Source organism: Streptomyces oceani (assembly GCF_001751245.1).
Lineage (GTDB): Bacteria > Actinomycetota > Actinomycetes > Streptomycetales > Streptomycetaceae > Streptomyces > Streptomyces oceani.
This window is the reverse complement of the sequence record NZ_LJGU01000139.1, coordinates 1-23,857: the sequence shown is the minus strand read 5'-3', so window position 1 is coordinate 23,857 and position 23,857 is coordinate 1. Positions and strand designations below refer to the sequence as shown.

Genomic DNA, 23,857 nt, shown 5'->3' with positions numbered 1-23,857 from the left:
TCCTTAGAGAGGTGATACGTGAGCCGTCGACACTCGGGACTACAGGCCGCGTGGCCGGAGTGCGTCCTCGGCGATGCCGGCCAACCAGTCGATGAGCAGGGCAAGAGAGGCGACCAGCACACTGCCGGTGACCAGGACGAGATTCCGGCTGGAGCCGATTCCGTTCGAGATGACGTCTCCCAGCCCGCCGGCGCCGATGAACGTGCCGAGCGCCACGGTGCCCACGGTGATGATCACGGCAGTGCGGATACCAGCCAGCATGACCGGTACGGCGAGGGGGAGTTCGATGCGCCACAGCACTGCCGTGCGGGTCATGCCCATGCCGAAAGCGGCTTCCACCACGGACTGGTCCACCTGCTGCAGGCCCACGATGGTGTTGCGCAGGACGGGCAGGATGCCGTACGCGACGAAGGCGATGACCGCGATCTGGTTGACACCGAGACCGACGAACGCCACGGCCAGCAGCACGATCAGCCCCAGTGAGGGTAGTGCCTGTCCGACGTTGGCGACCGCGAGCACCGGCCCGGCGAAGCGTCGGGCCCAACGACGGGTCAGCAGCACCCCGGCCGGTACCGCCACGGCCAGGATGAGGACGGTGACCACGCCGGTGAGTTGCAGGTGCTTGATGGTGCGGCTGAGCAGGTAGTCGGAGTTCAGACTGCGCTGCTCGACCAGGTCCAGGTGCTGCCCGGAGACGTGCTGGATGAGAACGACCAGGGCCACGCCCACCCCGAGCGGGGTGAGGCCATGGCGCAGAAGGGCGGGCATGAGGCGCTACACCTCCTGCGGCGGGCCGGACGGCTCCCGCCTGCCGGCTGTGTTGATCAGTGAGCGTACCGAGTCCATCTCCAGGGCGCCGCGGTGACGGCCTTCCTCGTCGACGACCGCCACCACCGACGTGTTGGTGGAGAGCATGTGGTCCAGCGCGTCGAACAGGCTGTCGCGCGGGCCCATGGACCCCTGCACGGGCAGCTTCTCGCCCCTCTCACGGTCCGGCCCGAACAGCGGGACCCAACTGGTGGGCCGACGGTCGGCGTCCAGCACCAGCAAGCGGTCCCGAGCACAGCGAGCAGCGGCGGCAGCCACCTCCGCGTCGTCGGCGGACTGCCCGATCACGGGCCAGTCCGGGACGGCGAGTTCACCCAGCAGCAGCAACGACAGCCGGCGCACGGAGGCGCCGGCGCCGATGAAGTCGGCGACGTACCCGTCAGCCGGCTCGGCCAGGATGTTCTCCGGAGTGTCGTACTGCGCCACGCGGCCACCCTGGGAGAAGAGCGCGATGCGGTCGCCCATCCGGACCGCCTCGTCGATGTCGTGTGTGACGAACACGATCGTCTTGCGCACCTGGGACTGGATGCGCAGGAACTCGTTCTGCAGCGCCTCACGGTTCAGCGGGTCGATCGCCCCGAACGGCTCGTCCATGAGAAGGACCTGTGGGTCTCCGCCCAGGGCACGGGCGACGCCGACCCGCTGCTGTTGTCCCCCGGAGAGCTGCTTCGGATAGCGGGCACGGAAGGTCCCGGGCTCCAGCCCCACCAACTGCAGCAACTCGTCGACGCGGGCGGTGACGCGTGCCTTGTTCCAGCCCAGCATCTTGGGCACCGTGGCGATGTTGTCGGCCACCGTGCGGTGCGGGAAGAGCCCGGTCTGCTGGATGGCGTAACCGATGCGCCTGCGCAGTTGATGGGCAGGCATCTCCGTGACGTCCGTGCCGTCCAGATGGATACGTCCCGACGTCGGCTCGATGAGCCGGTTGATGAGCTTCATCGTGGTGGTCTTGCCGCAGCCGGACGGGCCGACGAACACCACGATCCGCCCCTCCGGGATCTCCAGGCTCAGGTCCTCGACGGCGGCCCGCGTCTGACCCGGATAACTCTTGCGTATCCGGTCGAGCCGGATCGCCGTGCGCTCGTCGGTCGTGCCGTGAGTCATGTCATGCACCGAACCCTCGTGGTGTGGTCAGCCGGTTGACGGCGGCGAAGAGGAGATCAAAGACGACGGCGAGCACGACGATGCCGGCGGCGCCCTCGATGGTCAGGTAGATCGCGAAGGGAGTGCCGGCGGTGGCCAGGCCGTCGAGTATCAGGTTGCCGAGTCCGGGTCCGTTGACCGCCGCCGCGATCGCGGCGATGCCCAACAGCAACTGGGCGGCGACCCGGAGCCCCGTGAGCAGCACCGGCCACGCCAGCGGTAGCTCGACGGTGGCGAGCATGCGCAGTCGCCCCATACCCATGGCGCGGGCTGACTCGATGACCGCCGGGTCCAGCTCTCGCAGTCCCACCACGGTGTTGCGGATGACGGGCAGCAGCGCGTACAGCGTCAAGGCCAGCACCGACGGGCCCCTCCCGAGCCCGAGCGGAGCGATGAGCAGGCCGAACAGCGCGTATGAGGGGATGGTCAGGAAGATGCCGGCGGCACCGAGCACGGCGGCCCGCGGTGCCGTCGTACGGTAGGTCAGAAACGCCAGGGGCACCCCGACCAGCACGGCGAGACCGAGGGCCTCCAGCACCAGCACGGCGTGTGCGAGCGTGGCCTCCAGGACGTCTGTCCAGTTGCCGGCGAGGAACTCGAAGAAACTCATGGCGACCGCCCGGCGCTACCGGGTTGGCGTCAGGGCTGTGGCGTGGTCGAAGGCCGAGGCGAAGAAGGTGTCGAGCTCCTCGACGAGTCCCCGGAAAGTGGGATGGTCGTCGAACATCCACTCGGTGTGGCCGGCGCCCTCGATGAGCCGCAACCGCTTCGGTTCCCGTGCGTGTGCGAGGAGTTCGTGGGCCTCTTCCGGACGATGCAGTTCGTTCTCGGCGCCATGCACGACGAGCAGCGGGCGAGGCGCGATCCGGTCCGCGACGGTCTGCGGGGAGAAGCGCAGGAGCATGTCGGCGGACTCCAGGGTGACGCCTGCGCCGAAGCCGGGTGCCTTGTACAACTCCTCGCCCACGTATCCGTCCGTCCGTCCGTCCAGGTCGAGGCGGACGATGTCCCACGGCGACACGATCTCGGAGCGGCCGGTCGAGGCGCGGTGGCCACGGTCCCGCTCGACGCGTTCCAGAAGGCTGCTCCAGGAGTGCTCGTCGTGCATCCGGCGAGTGGAACGTGTCCCGTCACTGATGCCGTTGACCGCTGCGACCGCCGCGATCCGAGGGTCCTCGGCGGCCTCGGCCACGACGACACCGCCGCCCATGCCCCACCCCAGGAGCCCCAGGCGGTGCTCGTCGAGCCTCTCGTCAGCGCACACCCGGTCGACCGCGGCACGCAGATCCTCCGCCCACTCCTGGGGGACGAGACGGCCGCGTTCGCCCTCGCTGAGGCCGAACCCGCGGTAGTCGAAGGCCAGCACCGCATAGCCGTACGCGGTCAACGCACGGGCGAAGCGTTCCGGGTGGATGACCTTCAGACCCTGATAGCCCGAGGAGGGGATGACAACGGGATACGGGGCCCCGGCAGCGTCATCGTCCGGCAGATGGAGGTCCGCGTCCAGGAGCAGCCGCTCGCTGAAGAAGGAGAAAGGATGAGAAATCACGGAAGTTCCCTTTCGTCGTACTGGGGCCTCTCCGCGGTCAGCGGGGGTGGCCCCGGTGGTGTCAGCGGCCGGCCATCGCCTTGGAGAGGCGCCCGGCCGCCGTGGTGGCCATCCGACCCGCGCGATCCAGCTCCCGGCCCATCCGGTACTCGGGCGCCGAGACGTTGAGCGCGGCGATCAGCCGGCCACTGAAGTCCCGTACGGGAGCGGCAGCCGCGACGAGTCCGGCCTCGAACTCCTCCCGTACCAGCGCGTAGCCACGCTGGCGGTCCTGGCGCAGTCGCACCAGGAAGTCCTCGACGTCGCGCGGGGCCCGGCACGGTACGGAATCGCCAGTGGGCAGCTCGCCCAGTAGCGCCCGGATCTCGTCATCGCTGTGGTCGAAGAGGAGAGCGCGGCCGGAGGAAGTGTTGTGCAGCGGGGTCGTCCTCCCCACCCATCCGGCGGTCTGCACGGCCCGCATAGGGCTCTCGGAGAGCAGGGTCAGCGCTCCCTCCCCGACGAGCACGGTGAGGTGCACTCTCTCCCGTAGGGCGCCCACCAGCTGCCGTAGGACAGGTGGCGCCTCGGCGCGCAGCCGGGGCTGTCCGGCGTTCACGGCCATGGTGAACAAGCGCCAGCCGAGCCGGTAGAGCTGGGTCTCCTGGTCCCGCTCGACCAATCCGGCGTGAGCCAGCGCCCGGAGGGCGCGGGAGACCTGCGTCTTCTCCCGGCCCACCCGGCAAGCGATCTCCACCACTCCCAGACCGCCACGCTCCGCTGCCTCATCGGAGTCCAGGGCGGTCAGTATGGCGATCGTGCGACGGAGGTCGTGTGAACCCTCTGCGGTCATGCGGGGATCCTGGAGCCAAGCACACGCGGGCACAACCCCTGTTGCTCTGCCAACAACAGCCCGCCGCCCCACCGCGGCCGGCGGTTCACCTGGTCCTCCGAAGGATGCCCTGGCGTTCACGCCGGGGAGGAATTCGGACTCCGCAAGGAGCGTCCGGGCGGAGCCGGGGCGGTTCGAGAACGAAGTTCGCTGGCAGATGTTCAGGACGTTTACAACAGGCCCATCGTGCTTCTGTAACGTGGTGTTTCGTGAGAACGGCGTACAAGTGCCGGGCATACCCGAGCCCCGAGCAGGCTGCGGTGCTGAACCGCACTTTCGGGTGTGTACGCAAGGTCTGGAACGAGGCGTTGGAATGGCGCACCAAGCGCTACCGCGCTGAGGGGAAGACGACCTCGTACGCGGAGTCGGACCGTTACCTGACCGGGCTGAAGAAGACCAAGGACCTGGCGTTCCTCTCCGAGGTCTCCTCGGTTCCGCTCCAGCAGACACTGCGGCACCAGTCCACCGCGTTCGCGAACTTCTTCGCCAAGCGCGCCCGTTACCCGCGCTACAAGTCCCGCGAGGGGAAGCAGTCCGCCGCATACACCCGCTCTGCCTTCCGCATGCAGGATGCGGAGCTGTACGTGGCGAAGACCCCGGGGGCGCTTTGCTTCGTATGGTCCTGGCCCGACATCGACGTGGCGTCGCTCCATCCGACAACGGTGACCCTCTCCCGTGAGCGGGACGGCATGTGGTATGTGTCCTTCGCCGTCGGTACCGACGATCCCGAGCCGTTTGCCCAGACCGGTGACGTGGTCGGCATCGACCTGGGGATCAAGGACTTCGCCGTCACCTCGGACGGGCAGCGGATCGCCAACCCGCGGCACCTTGAGCGCAAGCGTAGGAACCTGGCTCGCTATGAGCGGCGTAAGGCGCGTACGTGCCGGGGCTCGGCCAACCGGAAGAAGGCGGCCCGTAAGGTTGCCGTGGCGCATGGCAAGGTCCGCCGGGCCCGTGAGGACTTCCTGCACAAGACCTCGACCGAGTTGGTGCGCCGCTACGACACGATCGTGGTCGAGGACCTGAACGTGTCCGGCATGGTGAGGAATCGCAGTCTTGCTCGGCAGATCTCCGGCTGCGGATGGGGAACCTTCCGCACCTACCTGGAGTACAAGACGGCGCGGTGGGGCAAGCGGATCGTCGTCATCGACCGTTGGCACCCCTCCTCCAAGCTCTGCTCCACCTGCGGGCATCTCCTGGCTCGGCTGTCTTTGAGTACCAGGCATGGGACGTGCCTGGACTGCGGCACCCTGCATGACAGGGACACCAACGCCGCGAAGAACATCCTGGCGGAAGGACTTTCCGCATCTGCCTGTGGAGCTGATGTGAGACGGACCGGGACATCCCGGACGCGGTCGGCTGTGAAGCAGGAAGTCCCCCGGAGCGATCCGGGCCGCGCAAGCGGCGGACGAACGTAGATCGTCCAGGAATCCCCCAGCTTCAGCTGGAGGAGCAGTCAAGGTACGACCAGGGCTTCCGGCAACTCGCCGGCACAGGCTCGCAGCGCACCGCGGTCGAGCCCCTCGCGAGCGAGGACATCGACGAGGAGTTCCAGAGCCGCGGGCGGGCTTGGCGAGTCCGGCTGACCGGCGTCGGAGGACAACACGACGTGTCCCAAGCCGACCCGGGAGGCGTAGGAGGCCAGCCGGGCCGCGGTCATGCCGGGCTGGTGCAGCAGCTGAAACGTCGTGATCTCCACGAACGTGCCGGGGCCGGCGGCGAGCTCCGCCGCCTGTGCGGCCGGCATACCCGGAACGGTGTAGCCGGGGTGTGTGAGGAGGAGCCGACGGACGCCGAGTTCCCGAGCGGTACTGGTCAACCAGCGGACCTCGGGAACGCTGAGGTGCCCCGTGGCCAGGAGCCCGTCCACCTCTGCGACCATACGGCAGATCGTGCGTGCCGCCTCCGCCGAGCTCGGGTCCTTGGGCGGGATGGCGTACGTGTGTGGGCTCAGGTCCGTGCGCGTGCCGCAGAGGCTGGGAAGGGACGCGGCGCGCTGGGTGTGGGCGTCGGCGGTCGGCATCCACACCACGCGCCCGCCCGCGTCCAGCGTCGCGGCCACCGCGGCGGGGTTGACGCCGCCGACGTGCTGGTTGAGCGCGATTCCCCCGTACACCCGGACCGGCTGGGTACGGGCGGCGGTGGCCGCGCGGCCGACGGTGGACTCGTAGTGGGCCTTCAGGACACAACCGGAGAAGCCGCTGGCGGCGTAGTCCGCGACCACGTCGTGGTCGTCCATGCGGCGCGCGGTGATGTCCGGGGCGGCGTGCACGTGAAGATCGAACACCGGGACAGACTGCACCGGACCCGCCAGCGAGGCAACGCCGGTTGTCCGGAGAGCAACCAGACGGTGGACGCGGTCAGTCCCCGCCCTCCCGCAGCAGCCGATCCACCTCCCGGGCCACCAGACCGAACCTGGCCTCTCCCAGCAGCGGCATCTCCCTCCGCCGGCGGCGTACGGCCGTGATGTCGAGATCGACCACGGTCAACGCCTCCTGCTCCCGTGGGGCTTCGGCGACCACCTCCCCCCAGGGGTCGAGGACGCGTGATCCGCCCCAGAAGGGGGCTTCGGCCTCGTTGCCCACCCGGTTCACGAACACCACCCAGCACTGTTGCAGGCGGGCGATGTTGAGCAGCAGATCCTGCCAGTAGGTGTCCGTGTCCACCGCGCCCGGCGCGAGCCCGGACGCGCTGTTGGCCGGGATGAGCAGCACTTCGGCACCATCCTGGGCGGCCAGCCAGGGCAGTACGGGTTGCCAGGCGTCATTGCAGATCAGGGTCGCGATCCGGGCGTGCGGCGTGTCGTAGGCGCGTAGCGTGCTGCCGGGACTGCAGTGCTTGCGTTCCTCCCAGGCGAGGTAGTTGGGGAGGTAGAGCTTCCGGTGAGTGTGCGCCACCGCGCCCCCGGAGACGTAACTGGCGGCGTTGTACCGGCGGAGTCGGCCGTCCTCCTGGTAACCGATCAGGACATCCGGACCGTGCCCGGAGAGTTCGCCCAGTCGCGGATCGTCCGCGCTGATCGAGGCGTCCCCGGGGACACTGCCCAAGGCGTAGCCGTGCAGACTGAGTTCGGGAAAGACGACCAGGTCGGCACGGTGCCCGGCGGCCTCCTTCGCCGTACGCTGTGCCGTCCGCAGGTTCGCCGCCACGTCCCCCAGTTCGCAGTCGACCTGCGCCAACGCGATACGCATCAGTTGCACCCGCCCCTCTCCAGTACGCGCCGCTCCCGGCCCACGGAGTGACCTGGCCCGCGATCTCGGGTGGGCCCGCGTCGCTCAGCACAGCCAGCTCCTTCGATCCCGCGAGCCGCGTTCTATCGTCTGGGCGAGAGTTTCGGCAAGGGGGCGGTTGGAGCGGAGTGGCGCGTTCAGGACGGCGGTTGGTCGTCGTTCCAACGAGCCCGGCGGTGGCCAGGCGTTGGAGCGCCGTGGCGAGCGTCTGTGGTCCCGGCTTGAGATACAGACGTATGTAGTCGCCCTGTTGCTGTGTCGGGAGCCCGGGGGTGCTCATGTGGGATTCCCCGAAAAGAACGCCCGCGCGTTGGAGACAGTGCCGGCGAAAGTCTGTCGGAGCGGTCGGAGAGTCGTGGAACCATGGTGGTACGCGCATGAGCATGTACGTCGTGCATGTACCCGCGACGTATCCATGTGCGGGGTAGTCGAGTTCCTGCGTGAGGTACTTGGCGACGGTGTCGCGCGTGGCGGCGTAGTGGACACGTTGGTCAGCGAGGTACGTGCGTGCTTCCGAGGTGGGAAGCCAGCTGGCCATCGCCGCCTGCAGGGGTACGGCGGTGGCGTACGTGTGCTGGGGGAGAAGCCGTGCGTATAGGACTTCCAAGGTGTGTGGAGCGGCGATCGCCGCTCCGATCCCCCATCCGTTGCAGCCGAACTGCTTTCCGAGGCTGCGGACGGCCAGCCAGCGCGGGTGCTGCGCTGGAGCGATGTGCGCGAGTTCCTCAAGGAGGATGCGCAGTGTGGGAGTTGGTGTGAGATCCGGGTTGTGTACGGCGTAGTAGGCGTCGTCCACCAGAAGGTGCGCGCCGTGTGTGAGCGCGGATCTGATCATGCTCCGTACGGTGGAATCGTGCCAGTTGACCCCGGTGGGATCGTGTTGGGCGTTGAGAACCAGCACGACAGGGCCGGTGGTCTGGCGTCGTGCGTCGTGGAGCAGTTGGTCCACTTCCTGCGGGTCGGGCTGGTACCCCTGCTCGTCCGTGAGCGCGAAGTGGCGGGCGGCGTATCCCAGGGGCTCGTAGACGCCACGGTAGTCCCAGGAGGGCCACGAACACACGAGCAGTGGCGGGCCCGAGGTGGGGGATTCCGAGGTGAGGAGTTGGCCGAAGTCCCGCATGGTGCTCCGGGTGCTGTGCTGGGCGACGGCCACCTCGTAGGCGGTTCCGCAGGCGGCTATCGGACCGAGGTCGTGCGTGTCGGTGATGTATTCGCGGAGAGCCTCGGTGAGCGCCGGCAGGCCGTACGGAGTGAGGAGATAGCCGTGCGCGTGCGGTGGGAGGTCCCCCAGAGCACGGACAAGGCCCTGTGGTGGTCCGCTCCAGGTTTCCCCGAGGCTGAGGTAGATGACGTCCGACAGGTCCCGGCCTTGCTCCGCATAGCGTTGTAGCAGCGCGGTGTCGGAGTAAGGGCTCTGCAACTGCCGGGGTCCGGTTATGTCCTGGAGGGGATGCATGGGGTGTATTCCTTTGGACGGTTGCTTTGACACACGGATGATTGCTTGACGGAGTTGATCTCGGCACCTGCGTGAGCGCTGCCCGTTGACCGTCGGGAAGTTCCCGGTGCCGCTCATGTGCGGGACCGGCAAGGGATTCTGGCCTGTCTGCGAGCACGCTTACGCCGTGCCGCGTGCGCGCCCGACTCATCGCGGCCCCGTGACTCCGCACGCGTGGCGGGCCATTCCGGTCGGTATCGGCCCGAGGATAGGAACGGCGGACGTCCGGACGAGGCGTTGGCCCGTCAGGACGCCAGAGCTCGGAACCCCCCTCCGCCACGACGGCGGACTCACTCCTTCCGGTAGTCGTACGCCTCCCGTGCCGCCTCGGCCACGGCCGACCGGTCCGCCCCGGAGGAGGCGGTGACCAGCGCCGCGACCGCGCCCTCCAGGAACGGCGCGTCCAACAGCTCCGTATCCGCGGGTAGCTCGTCCCCCTCGGCCAGCAGGCTGCGTACGGTGAGCACCGCGCTGCCCAGGTCGGGCAACAGCAGCACGCCCCGTCCCTGGTCGACCGCCTCCGCCGCCGCCGCGATGGCGTCGGCGTCGGTGCCGAACCCGCCGTCCGGAGTGCCGCCCGCCGCTCGCAGCGGCGCGACCTCGCCACCGCCGGACAGGCCGACGGCAAGCCGCAGCACCGACTCGGCCACCTGGGCGCTGTGCGAGACGAGCACCAGCCCGACCCGTGCCCCCGCTTCGCTCGGTGTCTCAGTCATCCTGCGCCACCGCCTCGGCCAGAGCCGCGAGCAGCAGCGCGGAGGAGGCCGCCCCGGGGTCTAGATGGCCCTCGCTGCGCTCGCCGAGGTAGCTGGCCCGCCCCTTGCGGGCTCGTATCGGTACGGTCGCCGCCGCCCCCTCGTCCGCGGCCGTGCCGGCCTGGGAGAGCGCCGCCTCCAGCGTTTCGCCCCGCTCCAGGGCCGTACGCAGCGCCGTCACCGCCGGATCGAGCGCGTCCAGCATCGTCTTGTCGCCCGTGGCGGCGCCGCCGAGCTGCGCGACCGCGTCCACGCCGGTGCGGAGCGCCGCCGCCAGGTCCGCTCCCGAAACCTCCGGGGAGTCGCCCAACTCCTTGCCGGCGCGCCGCAACAGCGTGCCGTACAACGGTCCGGAGGCACCGCCGACCTTGGAGACCAGGAGGCGCCCGGCCTGCCGTAGCACCGCACCGGGGGTCTCCGGCGTTTCGGCCGTCAGGCTGTCGCGGACGGCGCCGAAACCCCGACGCATGTTGTTGCCGTGGTCGGCGTCACCGATCGGCGAGTCGAGCTCGGTCAGCCGGTCGGCTTCCCGGGACACGGCCTCGGCCGCGAGGACCAGCCAGCGGACGGTCCGCTCGTTGGTGAGTGCGGAAGGGGACGGTTGGGTCAACGTATCCTCCTCAGAAAGGGCGTACCGACAGCGGGCGAGTGGAGCCGGCCAGGTTCAGCCGATCCAGCTCAGCCCCAGCTCAGCCCCGGCGTACGCACCGGCGCGTCCCACAGTCGCAGCAGTTCCTCGTCCGCAGCGCACAGCGTCACCGAGGCCCCCGCCATGTCCAGCGAGGTGACGTAGTCGCCCACGAGCGTACGGGCGACCGGTACGGCTCGCTCGGCCAGCACCCGGTGCACCTCCGCGGCGAAACCGTACAGCTCCAGCAGCGGGGTGGCGCCCATGCCGTTGACCAAGGCGAGCACGGGGCCGCTCGGTTGCAGGTCCGCCAGCACGGCGTCCACGGTGAAGTCGGCGATCTCACCGGAGGTCATCATGGCGCGCCGCTCCCGGCCCGGTTCGCCGTGGATGCCGATGCCCAGCTCCAGCTCGCCGGCGGGCAGATCGAAGGTTGGGCCGCCCTTGGCGGGCGTGGAACACGGACTCAGGGCGACACCGAAGCTGCGTACGGACTCCGACACCCGGCGGGCCAGCGCCGCCACCCGCTCCAACGGAGCACCCTCCGCGGCCAACGCGCCGGCCAGCTTCTCGACGAAGAGGGTGCCGCCGACTCCGCGCCGACCCGCGGTGAACGAGCTGTCGGTGACCGCGACGTCGTCCTGCACCAGCACCTTCGCGACCTGCACGCCCTCGTCCTCGGCCAGTTCGGCGGCCATGTCGAAGTTGAGCACGTCACCGGTGTAGTTCTTCACCACGAACAGCACCCCCGCCCCGCTGTCGGTGGCCGTCGCCGCGCGCACCATCTGGTCCGGCACGGGAGAGGTGAAGACCTCCCCGGGACAGGCCGCGTCCAACATGCCCGGGCCGACGAACCCGCCGTGCAGCGGCTCGTGTCCGGAGCCGCCACCCGAGACCAGGGCCACCTTGCCCGCCACCGGCGCGTCACCGCGTACGACGATCCGGTTCTCGACGTCGACGGTCAGCTGCGGGTGCGCGACCGCCATGCCCCGCAGGGCATCCGACACCACCGTCTCCGGCACGTTGATCAGCTGCTTCACTCGGTCCTCCCGGTACGGCGTGCTGTCACGGACGGCTCCACTCAAGCAGTTCCGGGGCTCTTCCGGAACGACCCGGCCCGCCCCTCGTACGGAATCCGTCCGGGTGCGCGGTCCGGTATACCGACCCCGGCGGTGGCAGGCCATACTTGGGGGCGGAGACCGGGCGGCGACGACGGGGGCGAAACTGCTGCGATGGTGGACACCGTGCTGATCCAGGACCGATACCAGTTGCGGGAACGTATCGGCCGCGGCGGCATGGGTGAGGTGTGGCGGGCACACGACCACGCGCTCGACCGGGAGGTCGCGGTCAAGTGCCTGAAGCCTCTCGAGTGCCACGGTGACCGGTCCTTCATACGGGTGCTGCGGGAACGCTTCCGCCGCGAGGCGCGCGTCGCCGCCTCACTCCAGCACCCCGGAGTGACCGTCGTGCACGACTTCGGTACGGACGACGGCGTGCTGTTCCTGGTGATGGAGCTGCTGGACGGGCACAACCTCAGCCAACTGCTGCAGGAGAACGGGCAACGTCCGCTGCCCGTTCGGGAAATCCTCGACATCGCCGGACAGGTGGCCGCCGCACTCGCCTACACCCATCAGCGCGACATCGTCCACCGGGACCTGAAACCGGCGAACGTCATGCGCACCGCCTCCGGAGACGTGAAGATCTGCGACTTCGGCATCGCTCACCTGAACCACGACATCGGCGTCAGCTCCCGCCTGACCAGCGGCGGAATCGCCATGGGCACGCCGCACTACATGTCGCCGGAACAGATCGGCGGGGCGTACGTCGACCACCGCAGCGATCTCTACTCGCTGGGCTGCGTGCTGTACGAAATGGCCACCGGTACACCCCCGTTCGACGACGGCGACGCCTGGGCGGTCCTCGTCGGCCACCGCGACACACCACCCGAACCGCCCCGTAGCCACCGTACGGAACTGCCCGAGCCGCTGGAACGGCTCATCCTGACGCTGCTCGCGAAGGAACCCGGGGAACGCCCGCCAAACGCCTCGGCACTGGGTCGGGAACTGGCCGCGCTACGAGCCGGAGAGTGGGCCGTCGACCCGCTGGCGCCGCCGCCCGGGCCGTCCTCCGAGGCGCCCCTCGGCCCGCCGGGCGGCGACGCTCGGTTGCCGGCCTGGAGCAGCGGCATCACCACCGGGCGAAAGGCGTCCCACCCGGTGGCGTCCGGCGTCACCGGGCGGGCGTACGGCCCGGTACCGGAACTCACCGGGCAGTGGACCGGCCTGGTCCAGCCGCCACTGGTCGCGGCGCCCGGCGGCGTCCCGCCCGGGCCCGGGACCCCGCCCGGGGCGGTATCCGGTCCGGTGCCGCGACCCGGTACGAGCGGGCCCGCCCCGGAGCCCGCCACCACGCTCGCTGACCGGCACCAGCGCGCCCTGAGCCTCGGCCGGCTCGGTCGCTGGCACGAGGCCGAGGCCGCGCACCGAGCGCTCGCCACGGCACGCCAGCACGCCCTGGGCGCGGATCATCCGGACACCCTCGCCAGTCGCTACGAGGCCGGCTTCGCGCTGTGCCGGCTGGGCCGTTACGCCGACGCGGCGCGGGCCTACGAACAGGTCGCCGCCGGGCGCGGGCGCCGCCTCGGCCCGGACCACGCCGAGACCCTGGCGGCGCGGCAGGAGACCGCGTACGTCCTGGGCCGGCTCGGCCGGCACACCGAGGCACACCAGGTCTACTCGGCCGTGCTGGAGGCCCGCGTACGCACCATGGGCGCCGATCATCCGCACACCCTGCGCTGCCGGCACAACCTCGCCTTCAACCTCAGCCGCCTGGGCCGCCTGGAGGACTCCTACCGCATGGCCCACGAGGTAGCCGGTGCCCGGGCCCGGGTGCTTGGCGCCGACCACCCCGACACGCTCGTGACCCGGTACGAGGTCGCCTACGCCCTCGGCCGACTCGAGCGCTGGGACGCGGCGCTGCGCGCGTACCAGGAGGTCACCGAGGCCCGTGTACGCACCCTGGGCGCTGATCACCCGGACACCCTCGCGGCACACTACGAGGCGGCGCTCTGCCTGGGTCGCCTGGGCCGTACCGAGGAGGCGCTGGCCGCCTACCGCGAACTGGCCGCCGCCCGCACCAGGGCGCACGGCAGCGCGCACCCGGAGACCCTGCGCGCCCGGCACGGCGTCGGTGTCAACCTCGGCCGGCTGGGCCGCTGGGAGGAGGCGTGGTCGGAGGCGACGGAGGTCGCCGGCGCTCGCGCTCACGTCCTGGGGCCGGACCACCCGGACACGCTGGTCAGTCTGCGGGAGAGCGCCGTCGCCCTCGGCCGGCTGGGCCGCTGGGGCGAGGCCCTGGAGGCGTACCGTCAGGTGGCGGACGCGCGGCAGCGCCTGCTGGGCGCCGAGCATCCCGACGCGCTGCGCAGCCGGTACGACGAGGCGCACTGCCTGGAACGGCTGGGCCGTGCCCGGGCGGCCGCCCGACTGTACGAGCAGGTGGACGCGCTGCGCCGGTGGCCCGGCGTCTCCCCGAGGTGACCTGGCGGCCGAAGGCGGGCGCGGGTAGACAGGAGACATGCCCGCGATTCCCGCCACTCCCGCCCGCGCGTTCTACGACGTCGTGATCGTCGGCGGCGGCCACAACGGTCTGGTCGCCGCCGGTTATCTCGCCCGTGCCGGGCTCACGGTGCTCGTACTGGAGCGATCCGAGCGGGTCGGTGGCGCCGCCGTGTCGACGCGACCCTTCCGGGGCCTGGACGCCCGGATCTCCAGCTATTCCTACCTGGTCAGCCTGCTGCCGCAGCGCATCCTGGACGATCTCGGAATCCGCTTCACCGTCCGGAAACGTGCCGTGTCCTCGTACACGCCGGCCGTACGCCAGGGTCGCCCCACCGGCCTGCTGGTGGGCGGCGGAACCAGCCGCACCCGTGCCTCCTTCGCCCGCTTCACCGGTTCCGAGCGGGAGTTCACGGCATGGCAGCGCTTCTACGCCCGCACGCAACGGCTCGCCGGACGGGTCTTTCCCACGCTCACCGAGCCGCTGCCCACCCGTGAGCGGCTGCGTGCGCGGATCGACGATGAGGAGGCGTGGCAGGCGCTGTTCGAACGGCCGGTGGGCGAGGTGATCGAGGAGACCTTCACGGACGACGTCGTCCGCGGCGTGGTGCTCACCGACGCCCTGATCGGCACCTTCAGTCACGCGCATGACCCCTCGCTGTTGCAGAACCGCTGCCTCCTTTACCACCTCATCGGCGGCGGCACGGGCGACTGGGACGTTCCCGTCGGCGGCATGGGCGCGCTGACCGACGCGCTCGCGGACGCCGCGCGCGCCGCGGGCGCGGAGATCCGTACCGAGCACCCGGTGTTCCGGGTGGAGGCGGACGGCCGCGCGGAGGCGAGCGTGCACTACCGCAGCGCGGACACCGAGGGTTCGGTCGGCGCGCGCGATGTCCTGGTGGGCGCCTCCGGGGAGGCGCTCGCCCGACTGTTGGGCGACCCGCCACCGCAGCAGCCCGCCGAGGGTAGCCAGTTGAAGGTGAACATGCTGTTGCGTCGGCTGCCCCGACTGCGGGACAGCGCGGTGGACGCGCGAGATGCCTTCGCCGGCACCTTCCATGTCGCCGAGGGGTACGAGCAGTTGGCCACCGCCTATCGACAGGCGCGGGAGGGCTCGCCGCCGGCCGAACCGCCGGCGGAGGTCTACTGTCACTCGCTGACCGACCCCTCGATCCTGGGCGGCGATCTCGCGGCGCGCGGCTGGCAGACGCTGACCCTGTTCGGTTTGCTCACCCCCGCCAGGCTGTTCGCCCCGTCCGCCGGGAGTGTTGCGGGCTCCGGCGGTGCGGCAGCGGCGACCCGCCGGGAGGAGTTGCTGGCCGCGACCCTCACTCAGTTGGACGCGCACCTCGAGGAGCCCCTCACCGACTGTCTCGCCGAGGACGCCGACGGTCGTCCCTGTGTCGAGGTGAAGACGCCCACGGACCTGGAACGGGAGTTGCGGCTGCCCGGCGGCCACATCTTCCACGGTGACCTGTCCTTCCCGTACGCCCAGGAAGGGAACGCCGATCGGTGGGGGGTGGAGACCGGGCACGGGAACGTAACTCTGTGTGGCGCCGGGGCCGTCCGAGGCGGGGGCGTGAGCGGCGTCGCGGGGCAGAACGCGGCCATGGCGGTACTCGAGCGGCGGGGGATCGGTTCGGCGACTCCGGCCGCCGGATGACCCCCCACGGACCGCGGTGACGTGGCTGTCACCGGACGCTGGGCTGACCTCGCTCGTCCACCACGCGCCGCGATTTCCCGGTGGAGCGCTCCAGCTCGCCCGGCGCGGCCACCCGTACGGCGACAGTCAGCCCGACACTCTCCTTGATCTGCTCCGCGATCCGCGTCCGGGCCGCCGTGCGCTGCTCGGGCGTGGCCGCGGGCCGGGCCTCGGCCGTCACCGTCAGTTCGTCCCGGTGGCCCTCCCGGGTGAGGCGCACCTGGAAGTGCGCGGCGATGCCCGGCGTGCGCAGGACGATCTCCTCGATCTGTGCCGGGAAGAGGTTCACGCCGCGCAGCACGATCATGTCGTCACACCGCCCGGTGACCTTCTCCATCCGCTGGAACGCCGGGTACGCGGTGCCCGGCAGCAGCCGGCTGAGGTCGCCGGTGCGGTAGCGGACGACGGGCATGGCCTCCTTGGTCAGCGAGGTGAACACCAACTCGCCCCGCTGCCCCTCGGGCAGGGCCTCGCCGGTGTCCGGGTCCACCACCTCCGGGAAGAAGTGGTCCTCCCAGATGTGCAGACCGTCCTTGGTGCGCACGCTCTCCTGCGCCACCCCCGGACCGATCACCTCCGAGAGTCCGTAGATGTCGACGGCGTCGATCGCGAAGCGTTCCTCGATCTCCTCCCGCATCCGCTCGGTCCACGGCTCGGCACCGAATACGCCCACCCGCAGCGAGGTCGTACGAGGGTCGACGCCCTGCCGCTCGAACTCGTCGAGCAGGGTGAGCATGTACGAGGGCGTCACCATCACGATCTCCGGGCCGAGGTCCTGGATCAACCGCACCTGCCGGGAGGACATGCCGCCGGACGCGGGGATCACCGTGCAGCCGAGCCGTTCCGCGCCGTAGTGCGCCCCGAGGCCGCCGGTGAACAGGCCGTATCCGTACGCCACATGCACACGATGCCCCGGCTGGCCGCCTGCCGCTCGGATGCTGCGGGCGACCAGCTCCGCCCAGTGCTCCAGGTCCGCCGCGGTGTACCCGACGACGGTGGGCAGGCCCGTCGTGCCACTGGAGGCGTGGAGCCGGCGCAGTCGCTCGCGCGGTACGGCGAACATGCCGTACGGATACCGCTCCCGCAGGTCGTCCTTCGTGGTGAAGGGGAAGCGGTGGAGGTCCTCCAGGGAGCGACAGTCGTCCGGGCGCACTCCCGCCGCGTCGAAGGACCGTCGGTAGTGGTCGACGTGTTCGTAGGCATGCCGGAGGGAGGCCCGCAGCCGCGTCAGTTGGGTGTCGCGCAGCTGGGCGTGGGAGAGCTGCTCCAGGGACTCCGCAGGTTGCATGGGTCACCCCTACCGATCATTCGGTGGACCTGTCGCGTCAACCAAGCAGGCAGGGGAGCACCGGGTCAAGAGCCCTGCGGTGGTTGTGGGGGCCGCCGCCGGGCTGGTCCGGGCGCCTCGGTGCCGTTCGTCGAACTCCGGGTGGCAGGCCGGAAGCCGGGAGAGAGGCGACGCCGAGACAGCCATCGTCGAACGACTCGTCGCCGTCCGTGACGGGCAGCGTCCCGAGGTGCCGGCGGTGAGCTTGCCTTCCGGGGAGCGGCGCGCGTCCGTGGTCGGTGCCCGAGACGGCGAGTTCCACCTCTCACCTGACGGCGGTCGGCGGATGCGGCCACCCCCGGGCACGTACCATGGCCCTCATGTCGTTCCTCCGCCGCCGCAACGCAGCAGTGCCCGCCGGGCCGGACTTCGACGTCCTGGCCATGGACCCGTCCGACTGGCCGGGCAATCTCGGGGCGGGACTGCTCCCCGCGCCGGACGGCACCTGTCAGGGAGTCTTCCTGCGTTACGACCTGTTGGGCGGCCGGGGCCCCGCGATGATCATCGGGAACCTGCCCGAGCATGCGCCGGCGCGTGAGGTCGCTGAGGGGGAGGTGCCGTTCGAGGTGGCTCAGCTGCTTGCGGCACTGGAGAACGACGAGCCCGTGGCGGTCACCGGAGTCGAGGAGGACCCGGTGATGCACGAGGACAACCTGCTGATCGTGCGCCGGGTCAAGTGCTCGGAGGAGCGGATCTCCTGCGTTCAGTTCGACCGCAGTGACGGAGTTCTCGTGACCATCGCCAGTTGGGACCGGCCGATCACCAATGATCTGTACGCCCTGCTGAAGCCGCTGCCCGCCGAACTCTTCCAGCAGTAGTCCGCAGCGGTCGCCGTCCGCAGCGGTCGAGCTGCCGGTACCCGGCACCGGAACCCTGGCTCGCCCGTCCCCGCACGGTCGGACGGTCGGACGTCCGGGGCCGCAGACCCGGACGCCGCTGGGCATGGTCGGTGCGCCGCCGGAAGCTCGGCCGGGCGCCCACTCCTTGGCCCGCGCTCGCTTCTCCGCACGGCCCGTCGGCTGGGCTGGGGGAGGCCGTTGACTCGCTCGGGTACGTCAGCGGGTGCCGACCGCCGCCCGCACCGCTCTGCGAGCCAGCCCGCAGTCGTCGTGCAGCCTGCGCAGCAGGAGTCGTTGCTCCTCTCCCGGAGTCATGCCACCAGGTCGCTCGGAGCGTCCTTGGTCCGAACAGCCGGGCACCGAGACCGGATCGCGCATGGCCCGCCGCACAGCTGTCTCGTATGTGCGAATCTCCCGGGTCAGTACGAGCATCAGATTGATCAGGAACGCGTCCCTCACCGCCGGTCCCGCGGCCTGCGCCAGTTGGCTGATGTGGCGCCGCATTCCCGGTGCCGCGCTGAGCACCGTCCACTGGGTCGCCAGGTCGAAGCCGGGCAGATACCAGCCCGCGTGCTCCCAGTCGAGGAGTACCGGACCGGGGGGAGACAGCAGGACGTTGGACAACAGGGCGTCACCATGGCTGAACTGCCACGGCACCCGTCGTCTGCCGGCGGCGTGTGTGACGCCGTGCAGCAGCTTGTGGAGATCGTCGACGTCCCGGTCGGTCAGCAGCCCCAGCTCGTGGTAGCGGCTCAGCCGGGCGGCGTAGTCCATCGGGCGTTCGAAGCGGGAAGCCGGCGGTCGCCATTGATTGAGCCGACACACCGCGCCCAGCACGGCCCGTGCGTCCGGTGGTGAGGTCGCCTCCATGGGATGCCGCTTCAACGCCGCCGGTTGTCCGGCCATCCGCTCGGTGACGAGCGTGCCGCTCGCCGGGTCGGCGGCGACCAGCCGAGGGACGCGTACCGGCGGACGGTGGCGTACGAAGGCGCGGTAGACCGCTATCTCGTGACCGAAGCGCTCCAACCACTCCGGGGACTGGTCGAGCAGTGCCTTCGCCACCACGGGCCGCCGTGCCACCTCGCCCGCCAAGAGCACCGAGCGGCCACTGCGCCGCAGCAGTCGGGCGGGCTGGAACTCGGGGCAGACACGCTGGACCGAGAGGATCACGCTGCGCAGCTGCGCGCCCAGCGAACCGGACAGGTCCAGCCGGTCGCCGTACTGGGAAGGGCCGCTGGCGCGCACGTGACCCGACCCGGCACGCCGGGCCCCGGACCGCGGCCCGGCTGGTACGAACACGGGGGACGTTGCTGAATACATGGGTGAGCAGATATCCCTTCGTGCGCCGGCGGTTGACCGTGCTCCCGGCCCGATCGGCGAACGCCGGAGCGGCCGCACCCTGGGGAATGCGACATCCGGCGGCGCTCACGAGCCGGGAGGACTCGCTTCTCACAGGACACCGGGCACGGGGTGGTACACCATCTGGCGAACCCTGGCGAAGCCTGGCGAATCCTCGAACTCGCCATTGCCCGGCGGCTACTGTCAATTCAGCCGAGATCCTGGGGGCTTGACGTGATGAAGGAACCCAACACCCGCCTCGCGGACCTGTTCGGCCTGTCCGGCTGGTCCAAGGGCGAACTCGCGAGGCTCGTGAACCGGCAGGCGGCGGCCCTTGGGCATCCGCAGCTGGCCACGGACACCTCCCGGGTGCGGCGTTGGATCGACGTGGGGGAGTCCCCGCGGGACCCGGTGCCGAAAGTGTTGGCAGCCTTGTTCACCGAGCGCCTCGGTCGTGTCGTGACCATCGAGGATCTCGGATTCCGCAAGCCGGGGCACACGGGGAGACAGCAGCCCGTCGACGGAGTGCCATGGCTACCGGAGCGGACGGCCGAGGTCCTCACCGAATTCACGGGAATGGACCTCATGCTCAACCGACGCGGCTTGGTGGGCGCGGGTAGCGCGCTCGCCGCAGGCTCCGCCCTCAATCACGCCATGACGGACTGGCTCGGCGCGGATTCCGCGTTGGCCGCCGACACACCCCGTATCCACGATCCGCACTCATGGAGTCCGGACCCCTACGCCGCCGTCCCGGTCGGCGCACAGGAGATCGAGGCCCTGGAACGCTCCGTCGAGGTCTTTCGCGCCTGGGACGCCGCCCGCGGCGGCGGACTGCAGCGAAAGGCCGTGGTGGGGCAGCTGAACGAAGTGGGCGGAATACTCACGCAGACGCATCCCGAAGCACTGCGGAGCCGCCTGTGGGGCGTCGCCGCCAACCTCGCGGTGCTCGCCGGCTGGATGTCGCACGACGTGGGCCTGGAGCCCACGGCACAGAAGTACTTCGTCATCGCCGCGCATGCCGCCAAGGAGGGCGGGGACCGGCCCCGTGCCGGGGAGGCGCTCTCCCGGGCGGCCCGACAGATGGTGCACCTGGGACGTCCCGACGACGCCCTCGACCTGATGCAACTGGCCAGGTCCGGTTCGGGGGAGCGGACTCTGCCCCGTACCAGGGCCATGCTCTGCACGGTCGAGGCATGGGCGCAGGCTGCCAAGGGACAGGGGCAGGCGATGCGCCGTACTCTGGGCGAGGCGGAGGAGCTGTTCGCGGCCGAGCGCGGTGATGTGCCGTCACCGAGCTGGATGCAGATCTTCAAGGAGGAGGATCTGTACGGCATGCAGGCGTTGGCCTACCGCACCCTCGCGGAGCACGAGCCGTCGGCGGCCGAGACGTCCCGGCACTACGCCGAGCGGGCCCTTCGACTGCGGGTGGACGGCCGTCAACGATCCAAGATCTTCGACTACCTGACGATGGCCTCGGCCTGTTTCCTCGCCGACGATCCCGAGCAAGCCGACCGGTACGCCCGGCTGGCGTTGCTGACCATCGGGCAGACCTCCTCCCACCGCACCTGGGACCGACTGCGGGAGATGTACCGACTCACCGGGCGGTACGCCGGACAACCGGAGGTTGACTCGCTGCGTGAGGAGCTGCGTCAGACGCTTCCCAAGGCGCCGAAGGCCACGGTTGGAAGAGGAACCGCGACGGTGTGACGGTGTGCTGGGACCGACCCGGCGCGCTCCACAGGGCAGGACGGGGCCTCTTCCCCTCGCGCGAGCCGCGGGCCCGCCGGCCTTTCGTACGCCGCGCAGGTCCCGTACGTCCCGCGCGTCGGGGTCAGTTGCTCACCCGAGCGATCAGCACGCAGGCATCGTCCGCCCGCTCTCCCTCGCCGAACTCCTCGACGACCGCACGCAGGCACTCCTGGGCGGTGCGTGCCGCGGCGAGGCGCGGCGCGAGGTCCCGCAGCCGGTCACCCGCCGTACGGTCCACCGTCCCCGGGGCGAACACGGTGCTGCGCGGGGCGAGTCCGTCGGTGTGGAGGATCAGCAGATCACCAGGCTGGAGCTGCTCCTCGTGCTCGCCGTACGCCGCCTGGGAGGTCGCGCCGAGCAGCACCCCCTCAGGCGCCGGCAGGGCGTGACCCGAGCCGTTCCGGAACAGCAGCGGAGCTGGATGCCCTGCCTGTGACCAGCTGATCCTCCGGGTCTGCGGATCGTACCGGCAGCAGACGGCGCTACCCAGGGCCGGCTGCACGGTCGAGTCGAGCAGTTGGTTCAGATGACCCAGCAGGGCGCCCGGTGCGACTCCGGCGACCGCCATCCCGCGCATGGCTCCGAGCAGCATCGCCATGCCCGAGGTGGCCGCCGCACCGTGCCCGGTGAGGTCGCCGACCGTCAGCAGCGTGGCGCCGCCGGTCAGTTCCAGCGCGTCGTACCAGTCGCCGCCGATCAGCGCGCTGGTGGCGGAGGGGAGGTAGTGAGCGGCCAACTCGAGTGTGCCGACGCCGTGTCCGGCTCGTCGGGGTAGCTGTTGTGACCCACGCCAGGGTGGGAGGACGGACTCCTGCAGCTCCACCGCCAGCCGGTGCTCGGTCCGGGCCTGCTCCTGTTCGCGACGTAGTGACTCCCGGGAGGCGCGCACGGCGTGCTCGCTGCGCCGCAGCTCGCTGACGTCCCGCAGCACGGCCCACATGGAGGCCGTGCCACCCTCCGCGTCCAACACCGGCTCGCCACTCATGTGCACCGAGCGGTTCGCGCCGTCCGGTCGCACGATCCGGAACTCGCAGTCCACCGGCTTGCCGTCCACCAGACAGTCGGTGACCGCCGCGGTCAGCGCTGGCTGATCCTCCGCCCACACCCAGGACGGCAACTCGTCCAAGGACAGGGGGCCGTCGCCCGGGCCCCGGCCGAATATCCGGAAGAGTTCGTCGGACCAGGTCACCTCGTCGGTGAGCAGGCTCCAGTCGGCACTGCCCACCCGTCCCACCAGGGAGTCGGGGGCCGTACCGACCGTGCCGGGCGGCCCCGGATAGGCCGCCGGGCCGGCGTAAGGTCGCGCCTCGTCCCCCTCCAGCCACGCGGTCAGCTCCGGCGGCTCGTCATGCGCCCCGTCCCGCAGCAGCCGCAGTTGACCGCCGAGATCGTCGAGCTGGTGCGCGGCCAGTTCGCACAGCGCACGCTGCCAGCGCCGGTGCGGATCGGGCGACATGCCGTCGTCCTCTCCCACGGCGTCCCTGCGGACCGCGTCCAGCCCGCCGCGCAGCCGGCTGGTCTGAGAGATCAGGGAGTCGAGGGTGCCGCCGCCGGGTGGCTGCTCCGCTGGGCGATCCGCATGACGGTGGGACGGCATGACGATCTCCGGGGTGAGGTGAAGGACCGGGAGTCCCGCTGGGCCATCCCACTCTGTCACACACCGCAACCGACTGTAAGGGATTCGGCGACAATCCCACGGTACGGCGGGTCCCGCGGACGGTGAGAGGGTGCCATGGCCCACTGTCCCGCCGGTGCGGGCCGGTGTCGGTCGCTGCCGGTCGGTTCCGGTGCGAAGGCCGGGCCAGGCCGTTTCGGCCGACGTCATGGCCGGGGTGATCGCGCCCGGAAGCCGCCAGACCGCGTACGCCGTGACCCGGCGCCGACAACCGCCCTGCTGCCGGTAGGCTGCGCCGGTCGAGAGAGCCGAGGTCAGAAGAGGAGTAGAACGACCGATGCAGGCAAGAATGCCGGTCAACGGAAATCCCGTTGCCAGTCGAACACCTCGCACCGGATGCTGACCCTTATGTTCGTCGATTCCGTCGATTCAGACATAGCGCCCAGCGGCACGCTGCTCGGCCTCCTTCAGCGAGGTCGTGGTGACGGGACGCTGCATGCCCTCGCGGCGCCGCGCGTCGAAGCGCTGTCCGCGCTCCGGCAATGCATGCTGAACGATCCACGACGTGACTGGCAGGTGGAGAACCGCTCCCTCTACTACGCACGGTTGCACACCGAACTGGACGCCGGCCTGGACCAGATCGAAGCGCACCTGTTCCACCCCGACGACCTGCTCCCAGCCGACCGCCCCGAGGAGCGCACCGGCCTCGCCCTGTCCGTGCTCGGGCATCTCGCCTCCTACGGCGACCACGAGGCCCTGCTGCTACTGCGTCGGTACGCCGCGACCGGCGCGAACTGGCAGTGGGCCCTGGACGAGTTGGCCGTACGCGACGAGGACGCCGGTCTGCGGACACTCGGTCCCGCCGTGATGGCCCGATTCCCGCTTACGGCGGAGGGCGACGCGGAGTTGGCGGAGGCCGCCCGTAACGCGTTCGAGCCCCGGCCATGGCGGCTGTGGGCGGAGGACCCGGCACGCCCGGACCAGGCGAAACGGCTGCACCGGATGCAGGAGCGCGGCTCCTTCGACCGCTGGCAGCGGCAACTGAGCACCCCCGGCCCGCGCCCCGGCTGGAGCGTACGCGAAGTGCTCGCCTGGGCGGCGGAGGGCTCCGTGAACACACTGGGCGAAGCCCCGACGGCCCATCGAGAAGCCGCGGCCGCGCGCTGCCTGGCGGCCGTCGCCGGACCGGACGACCGCGGCCAACTGCTCGCGGCGGCGAGCGGCGGGCCGG

18 protein-coding genes and 2 pseudogenes are annotated in these 23,857 nt (G+C 70.6%); 6 read left to right on the top strand and 14 right to left on the bottom strand.

What is annotated here, in order from left to right; all coding sequences use genetic code 11:
* Positions 1-39: 39 nt before the first annotated feature.
* The 5 genes from AN216_RS20195 to AN216_RS20175 all read right to left on the bottom strand — a co-directional run bounded on the left by AN216_RS20195 (position 40) and on the right by AN216_RS20175 (position 4,352).
* On the bottom strand, positions 40-768 hold the full coding sequence (locus AN216_RS20195) for an ABC transporter permease (protein WP_070198131.1): 729 nt from the start codon (positions 766-768) through the stop codon (positions 40-42).
* A 6-nt stretch (positions 769-774) separates the two neighbouring features.
* Positions 775-1,932 carry an ABC transporter ATP-binding protein gene (locus tag AN216_RS20190; protein WP_070198130.1) on the bottom strand — a complete coding sequence of 386 codons (1,158 nt, stop codon included), beginning with the start codon at positions 1,930-1,932 and terminating at the stop codon, positions 775-777.
* A 1-nt stretch (position 1,933) separates the two neighbouring features.
* Positions 1,934-2,581, bottom strand: a complete 648-nt coding sequence (locus AN216_RS20185; protein WP_070198129.1) for an ABC transporter permease — start codon at positions 2,579-2,581, stop codon at positions 1,934-1,936.
* Positions 2,582-2,596: 15 nt separating this feature from the next.
* Positions 2,597-3,520, bottom strand: coding sequence for an alpha/beta hydrolase (locus AN216_RS20180; RefSeq protein ID WP_070198128.1), 924 nt, complete (start codon positions 3,518-3,520; stop codon positions 2,597-2,599).
* A gap of 61 nt (positions 3,521-3,581) precedes the next feature.
* The gene (locus tag AN216_RS20175; protein WP_070198127.1) at positions 3,582-4,352 is read right to left on the bottom strand and encodes an IclR family transcriptional regulator; all 771 of its coding nucleotides are present in this window, start codon (positions 4,350-4,352) and stop codon (positions 3,582-3,584) included.
* Positions 4,353-4,600: 248 nt separating this feature from the next.
* On the opposite strand from AN216_RS20175, the gene AN216_RS20170 reads away from it, so the two are divergent.
* On the top strand, positions 4,601-5,809 hold the full coding sequence (locus AN216_RS20170) for an RNA-guided endonuclease InsQ/TnpB family protein (RefSeq protein ID WP_070198126.1): 1,209 nt from the start codon (positions 4,601-4,603) through the stop codon (positions 5,807-5,809).
* 38 nt (positions 5,810-5,847) lie between these two features.
* Here the strand turns inward: AN216_RS20170 and AN216_RS20165 are convergent, their stop codons facing one another.
* From AN216_RS20165 to dhaK, 6 genes and pseudogenes are all read right to left on the bottom strand, one after another.
* Complete coding sequence (locus AN216_RS20165) at positions 5,848-6,678, bottom strand: DUF6282 family protein (RefSeq protein WP_070198125.1); 831 nt, start codon at positions 6,676-6,678, stop codon at positions 5,848-5,850.
* A 73-nt stretch (positions 6,679-6,751) separates the two neighbouring features.
* The gene (locus AN216_RS20160; protein ID WP_070198137.1) at positions 6,752-7,582 is read right to left on the bottom strand and encodes a nitrilase-related carbon-nitrogen hydrolase; all 831 of its coding nucleotides are present in this window, start codon (positions 7,580-7,582) and stop codon (positions 6,752-6,754) included.
* Positions 7,583-8,108: 526 nt separating this feature from the next.
* Positions 8,109-8,741 (bottom strand): annotated as a pseudogene (locus tag AN216_RS31115) (aminotransferase class I/II-fold pyridoxal phosphate-dependent enzyme); the annotation flags it as partial.
* A 665-nt stretch (positions 8,742-9,406) separates the two neighbouring features.
* Positions 9,407-9,832 carry a PTS-dependent dihydroxyacetone kinase phosphotransferase subunit DhaM gene (locus tag AN216_RS20150; RefSeq protein WP_070198123.1) on the bottom strand — a complete coding sequence of 142 codons (426 nt, stop codon included), beginning with the start codon at positions 9,830-9,832 and terminating at the stop codon, positions 9,407-9,409.
* Complete coding sequence (gene dhaL, locus AN216_RS20145; protein ID WP_070198122.1) at positions 9,825-10,481, bottom strand: dihydroxyacetone kinase subunit DhaL; 657 nt, start codon at positions 10,479-10,481, stop codon at positions 9,825-9,827. Before dhaL ends, AN216_RS20150 begins: the two co-directional genes overlap by 8 nt.
* Positions 10,482-10,549: 68 nt before the next feature.
* Positions 10,550-11,539 carry a dihydroxyacetone kinase subunit DhaK gene (gene dhaK, locus AN216_RS20140; RefSeq protein WP_070198121.1) on the bottom strand — a complete coding sequence of 330 codons (990 nt, stop codon included), beginning with the start codon at positions 11,537-11,539 and terminating at the stop codon, positions 10,550-10,552.
* Between the two features lie 192 nt (positions 11,540-11,731).
* On the opposite strand from dhaK, the gene AN216_RS20135 reads away from it, so the two are divergent.
* Positions 11,732-14,038 carry a serine/threonine-protein kinase gene (locus tag AN216_RS20135; RefSeq protein WP_070198120.1) on the top strand — a complete coding sequence of 769 codons (2,307 nt, stop codon included), beginning with the start codon at positions 11,732-11,734 and terminating at the stop codon, positions 14,036-14,038.
* Positions 14,039-14,075: 37 nt separating this feature from the next.
* Positions 14,076-15,719 carry a phytoene desaturase family protein gene (locus tag AN216_RS20130; protein WP_070198119.1) on the top strand — a complete coding sequence of 548 codons (1,644 nt, stop codon included), beginning with the start codon at positions 14,076-14,078 and terminating at the stop codon, positions 15,717-15,719.
* 28 nt (positions 15,720-15,747) lie between these two features.
* On the opposite strand, the gene paaK is transcribed toward AN216_RS20130, so the two are convergent.
* Positions 15,748-17,046: a phenylacetate--CoA ligase PaaK gene (paaK, locus tag AN216_RS20125; RefSeq protein ID WP_070198118.1), complete on the bottom strand. Its 1,299-nt coding sequence runs from the start codon at positions 17,044-17,046 to the stop codon at positions 15,748-15,750.
* A gap of 359 nt (positions 17,047-17,405) precedes the next feature.
* Here paaK and AN216_RS20120 point away from each other — a divergent pair, with 359 nt between their 5' ends.
* Positions 17,406-17,903: a glycosyltransferase family protein gene (locus tag AN216_RS20120; protein ID WP_070198136.1), complete on the top strand. Its 498-nt coding sequence runs from the start codon at positions 17,406-17,408 to the stop codon at positions 17,901-17,903.
* 237 nt (positions 17,904-18,140) lie between these two features.
* Here AN216_RS20120 and AN216_RS20115 read toward each other — a convergent pair whose 3' ends face one another.
* The gene (locus tag AN216_RS20115; protein ID WP_070198117.1) at positions 18,141-19,244 is read right to left on the bottom strand and encodes an aminoglycoside phosphotransferase family protein; all 1,104 of its coding nucleotides are present in this window, start codon (positions 19,242-19,244) and stop codon (positions 18,141-18,143) included.
* A 252-nt stretch (positions 19,245-19,496) separates the two neighbouring features.
* Between AN216_RS20115 and AN216_RS20110 the strand changes: the two genes are divergently transcribed.
* The gene (locus tag AN216_RS20110) at positions 19,497-20,969 is read left to right on the top strand and encodes a DNA-binding protein NsdB (protein ID WP_107402047.1); all 1,473 of its coding nucleotides are present in this window, start codon (positions 19,497-19,499) and stop codon (positions 20,967-20,969) included.
* 124 nt (positions 20,970-21,093) lie between these two features.
* Here AN216_RS20110 and AN216_RS20105 read toward each other — a convergent pair whose 3' ends face one another.
* Positions 21,094-22,608, bottom strand: coding sequence for a PP2C family protein-serine/threonine phosphatase (locus AN216_RS20105; RefSeq protein WP_070198115.1), 1,515 nt, complete (start codon positions 22,606-22,608; stop codon positions 21,094-21,096).
* A 426-nt stretch (positions 22,609-23,034) separates the two neighbouring features.
* Here AN216_RS20105 and AN216_RS20100 point away from each other — a divergent pair.
* Positions 23,035-23,857, top strand: a pseudogene (locus AN216_RS20100) (HEAT repeat domain-containing protein); the annotation flags it as partial.

Excerpts from the sequence above, each read along its gene's own strand:
- AN216_RS20150 (WP_070198123.1), bottom strand. The coding sequence starts at position 9,832 with ATGACTGAGACACCGAGCGAAGCGGGGGCACGGGTCGGGCTGGTGCTC.
- AN216_RS20160 (WP_070198137.1), bottom strand. The coding sequence starts at position 7,582 with ATGCGTATCGCGTTGGCGCAGGTCGACTGCGAACTGGGGGACGTGGCG.
- paaK (WP_070198118.1), bottom strand. The coding sequence starts at position 17,046 with ATGCAACCTGCGGAGTCCCTGGAGCAGCTCTCCCACGCCCAGCTGCGC.
- AN216_RS20195 (WP_070198131.1), bottom strand. The coding sequence starts at position 768 with ATGCCCGCCCTTCTGCGCCATGGCCTCACCCCGCTCGGGGTGGGCGTG.
- AN216_RS20185 (WP_070198129.1), bottom strand. The coding sequence starts at position 2,581 with ATGAGTTTCTTCGAGTTCCTCGCCGGCAACTGGACAGACGTCCTGGAG.
- AN216_RS20105 (WP_070198115.1), bottom strand. The coding sequence starts at position 22,608 with ATGCCGTCCCACCGTCATGCGGATCGCCCAGCGGAGCAGCCACCCGGC.
- AN216_RS20115 (WP_070198117.1), bottom strand. The coding sequence starts at position 19,244 with ATGTATTCAGCAACGTCCCCCGTGTTCGTACCAGCCGGGCCGCGGTCC.
- AN216_RS20135 (WP_070198120.1), top strand. The coding sequence starts at position 11,732 with ATGGTGGACACCGTGCTGATCCAGGACCGATACCAGTTGCGGGAACGT.
- AN216_RS20130 (WP_070198119.1), top strand. The coding sequence starts at position 14,076 with ATGCCCGCGATTCCCGCCACTCCCGCCCGCGCGTTCTACGACGTCGTG.
- AN216_RS20190 (WP_070198130.1), bottom strand. The coding sequence starts at position 1,932 with ATGACTCACGGCACGACCGACGAGCGCACGGCGATCCGGCTCGACCGG.
- AN216_RS20175 (WP_070198127.1), bottom strand. The coding sequence starts at position 4,352 with ATGACCGCAGAGGGTTCACACGACCTCCGTCGCACGATCGCCATACTG.
- AN216_RS20120 (WP_070198136.1), top strand. The coding sequence starts at position 17,406 with ATGTCGTTCCTCCGCCGCCGCAACGCAGCAGTGCCCGCCGGGCCGGAC.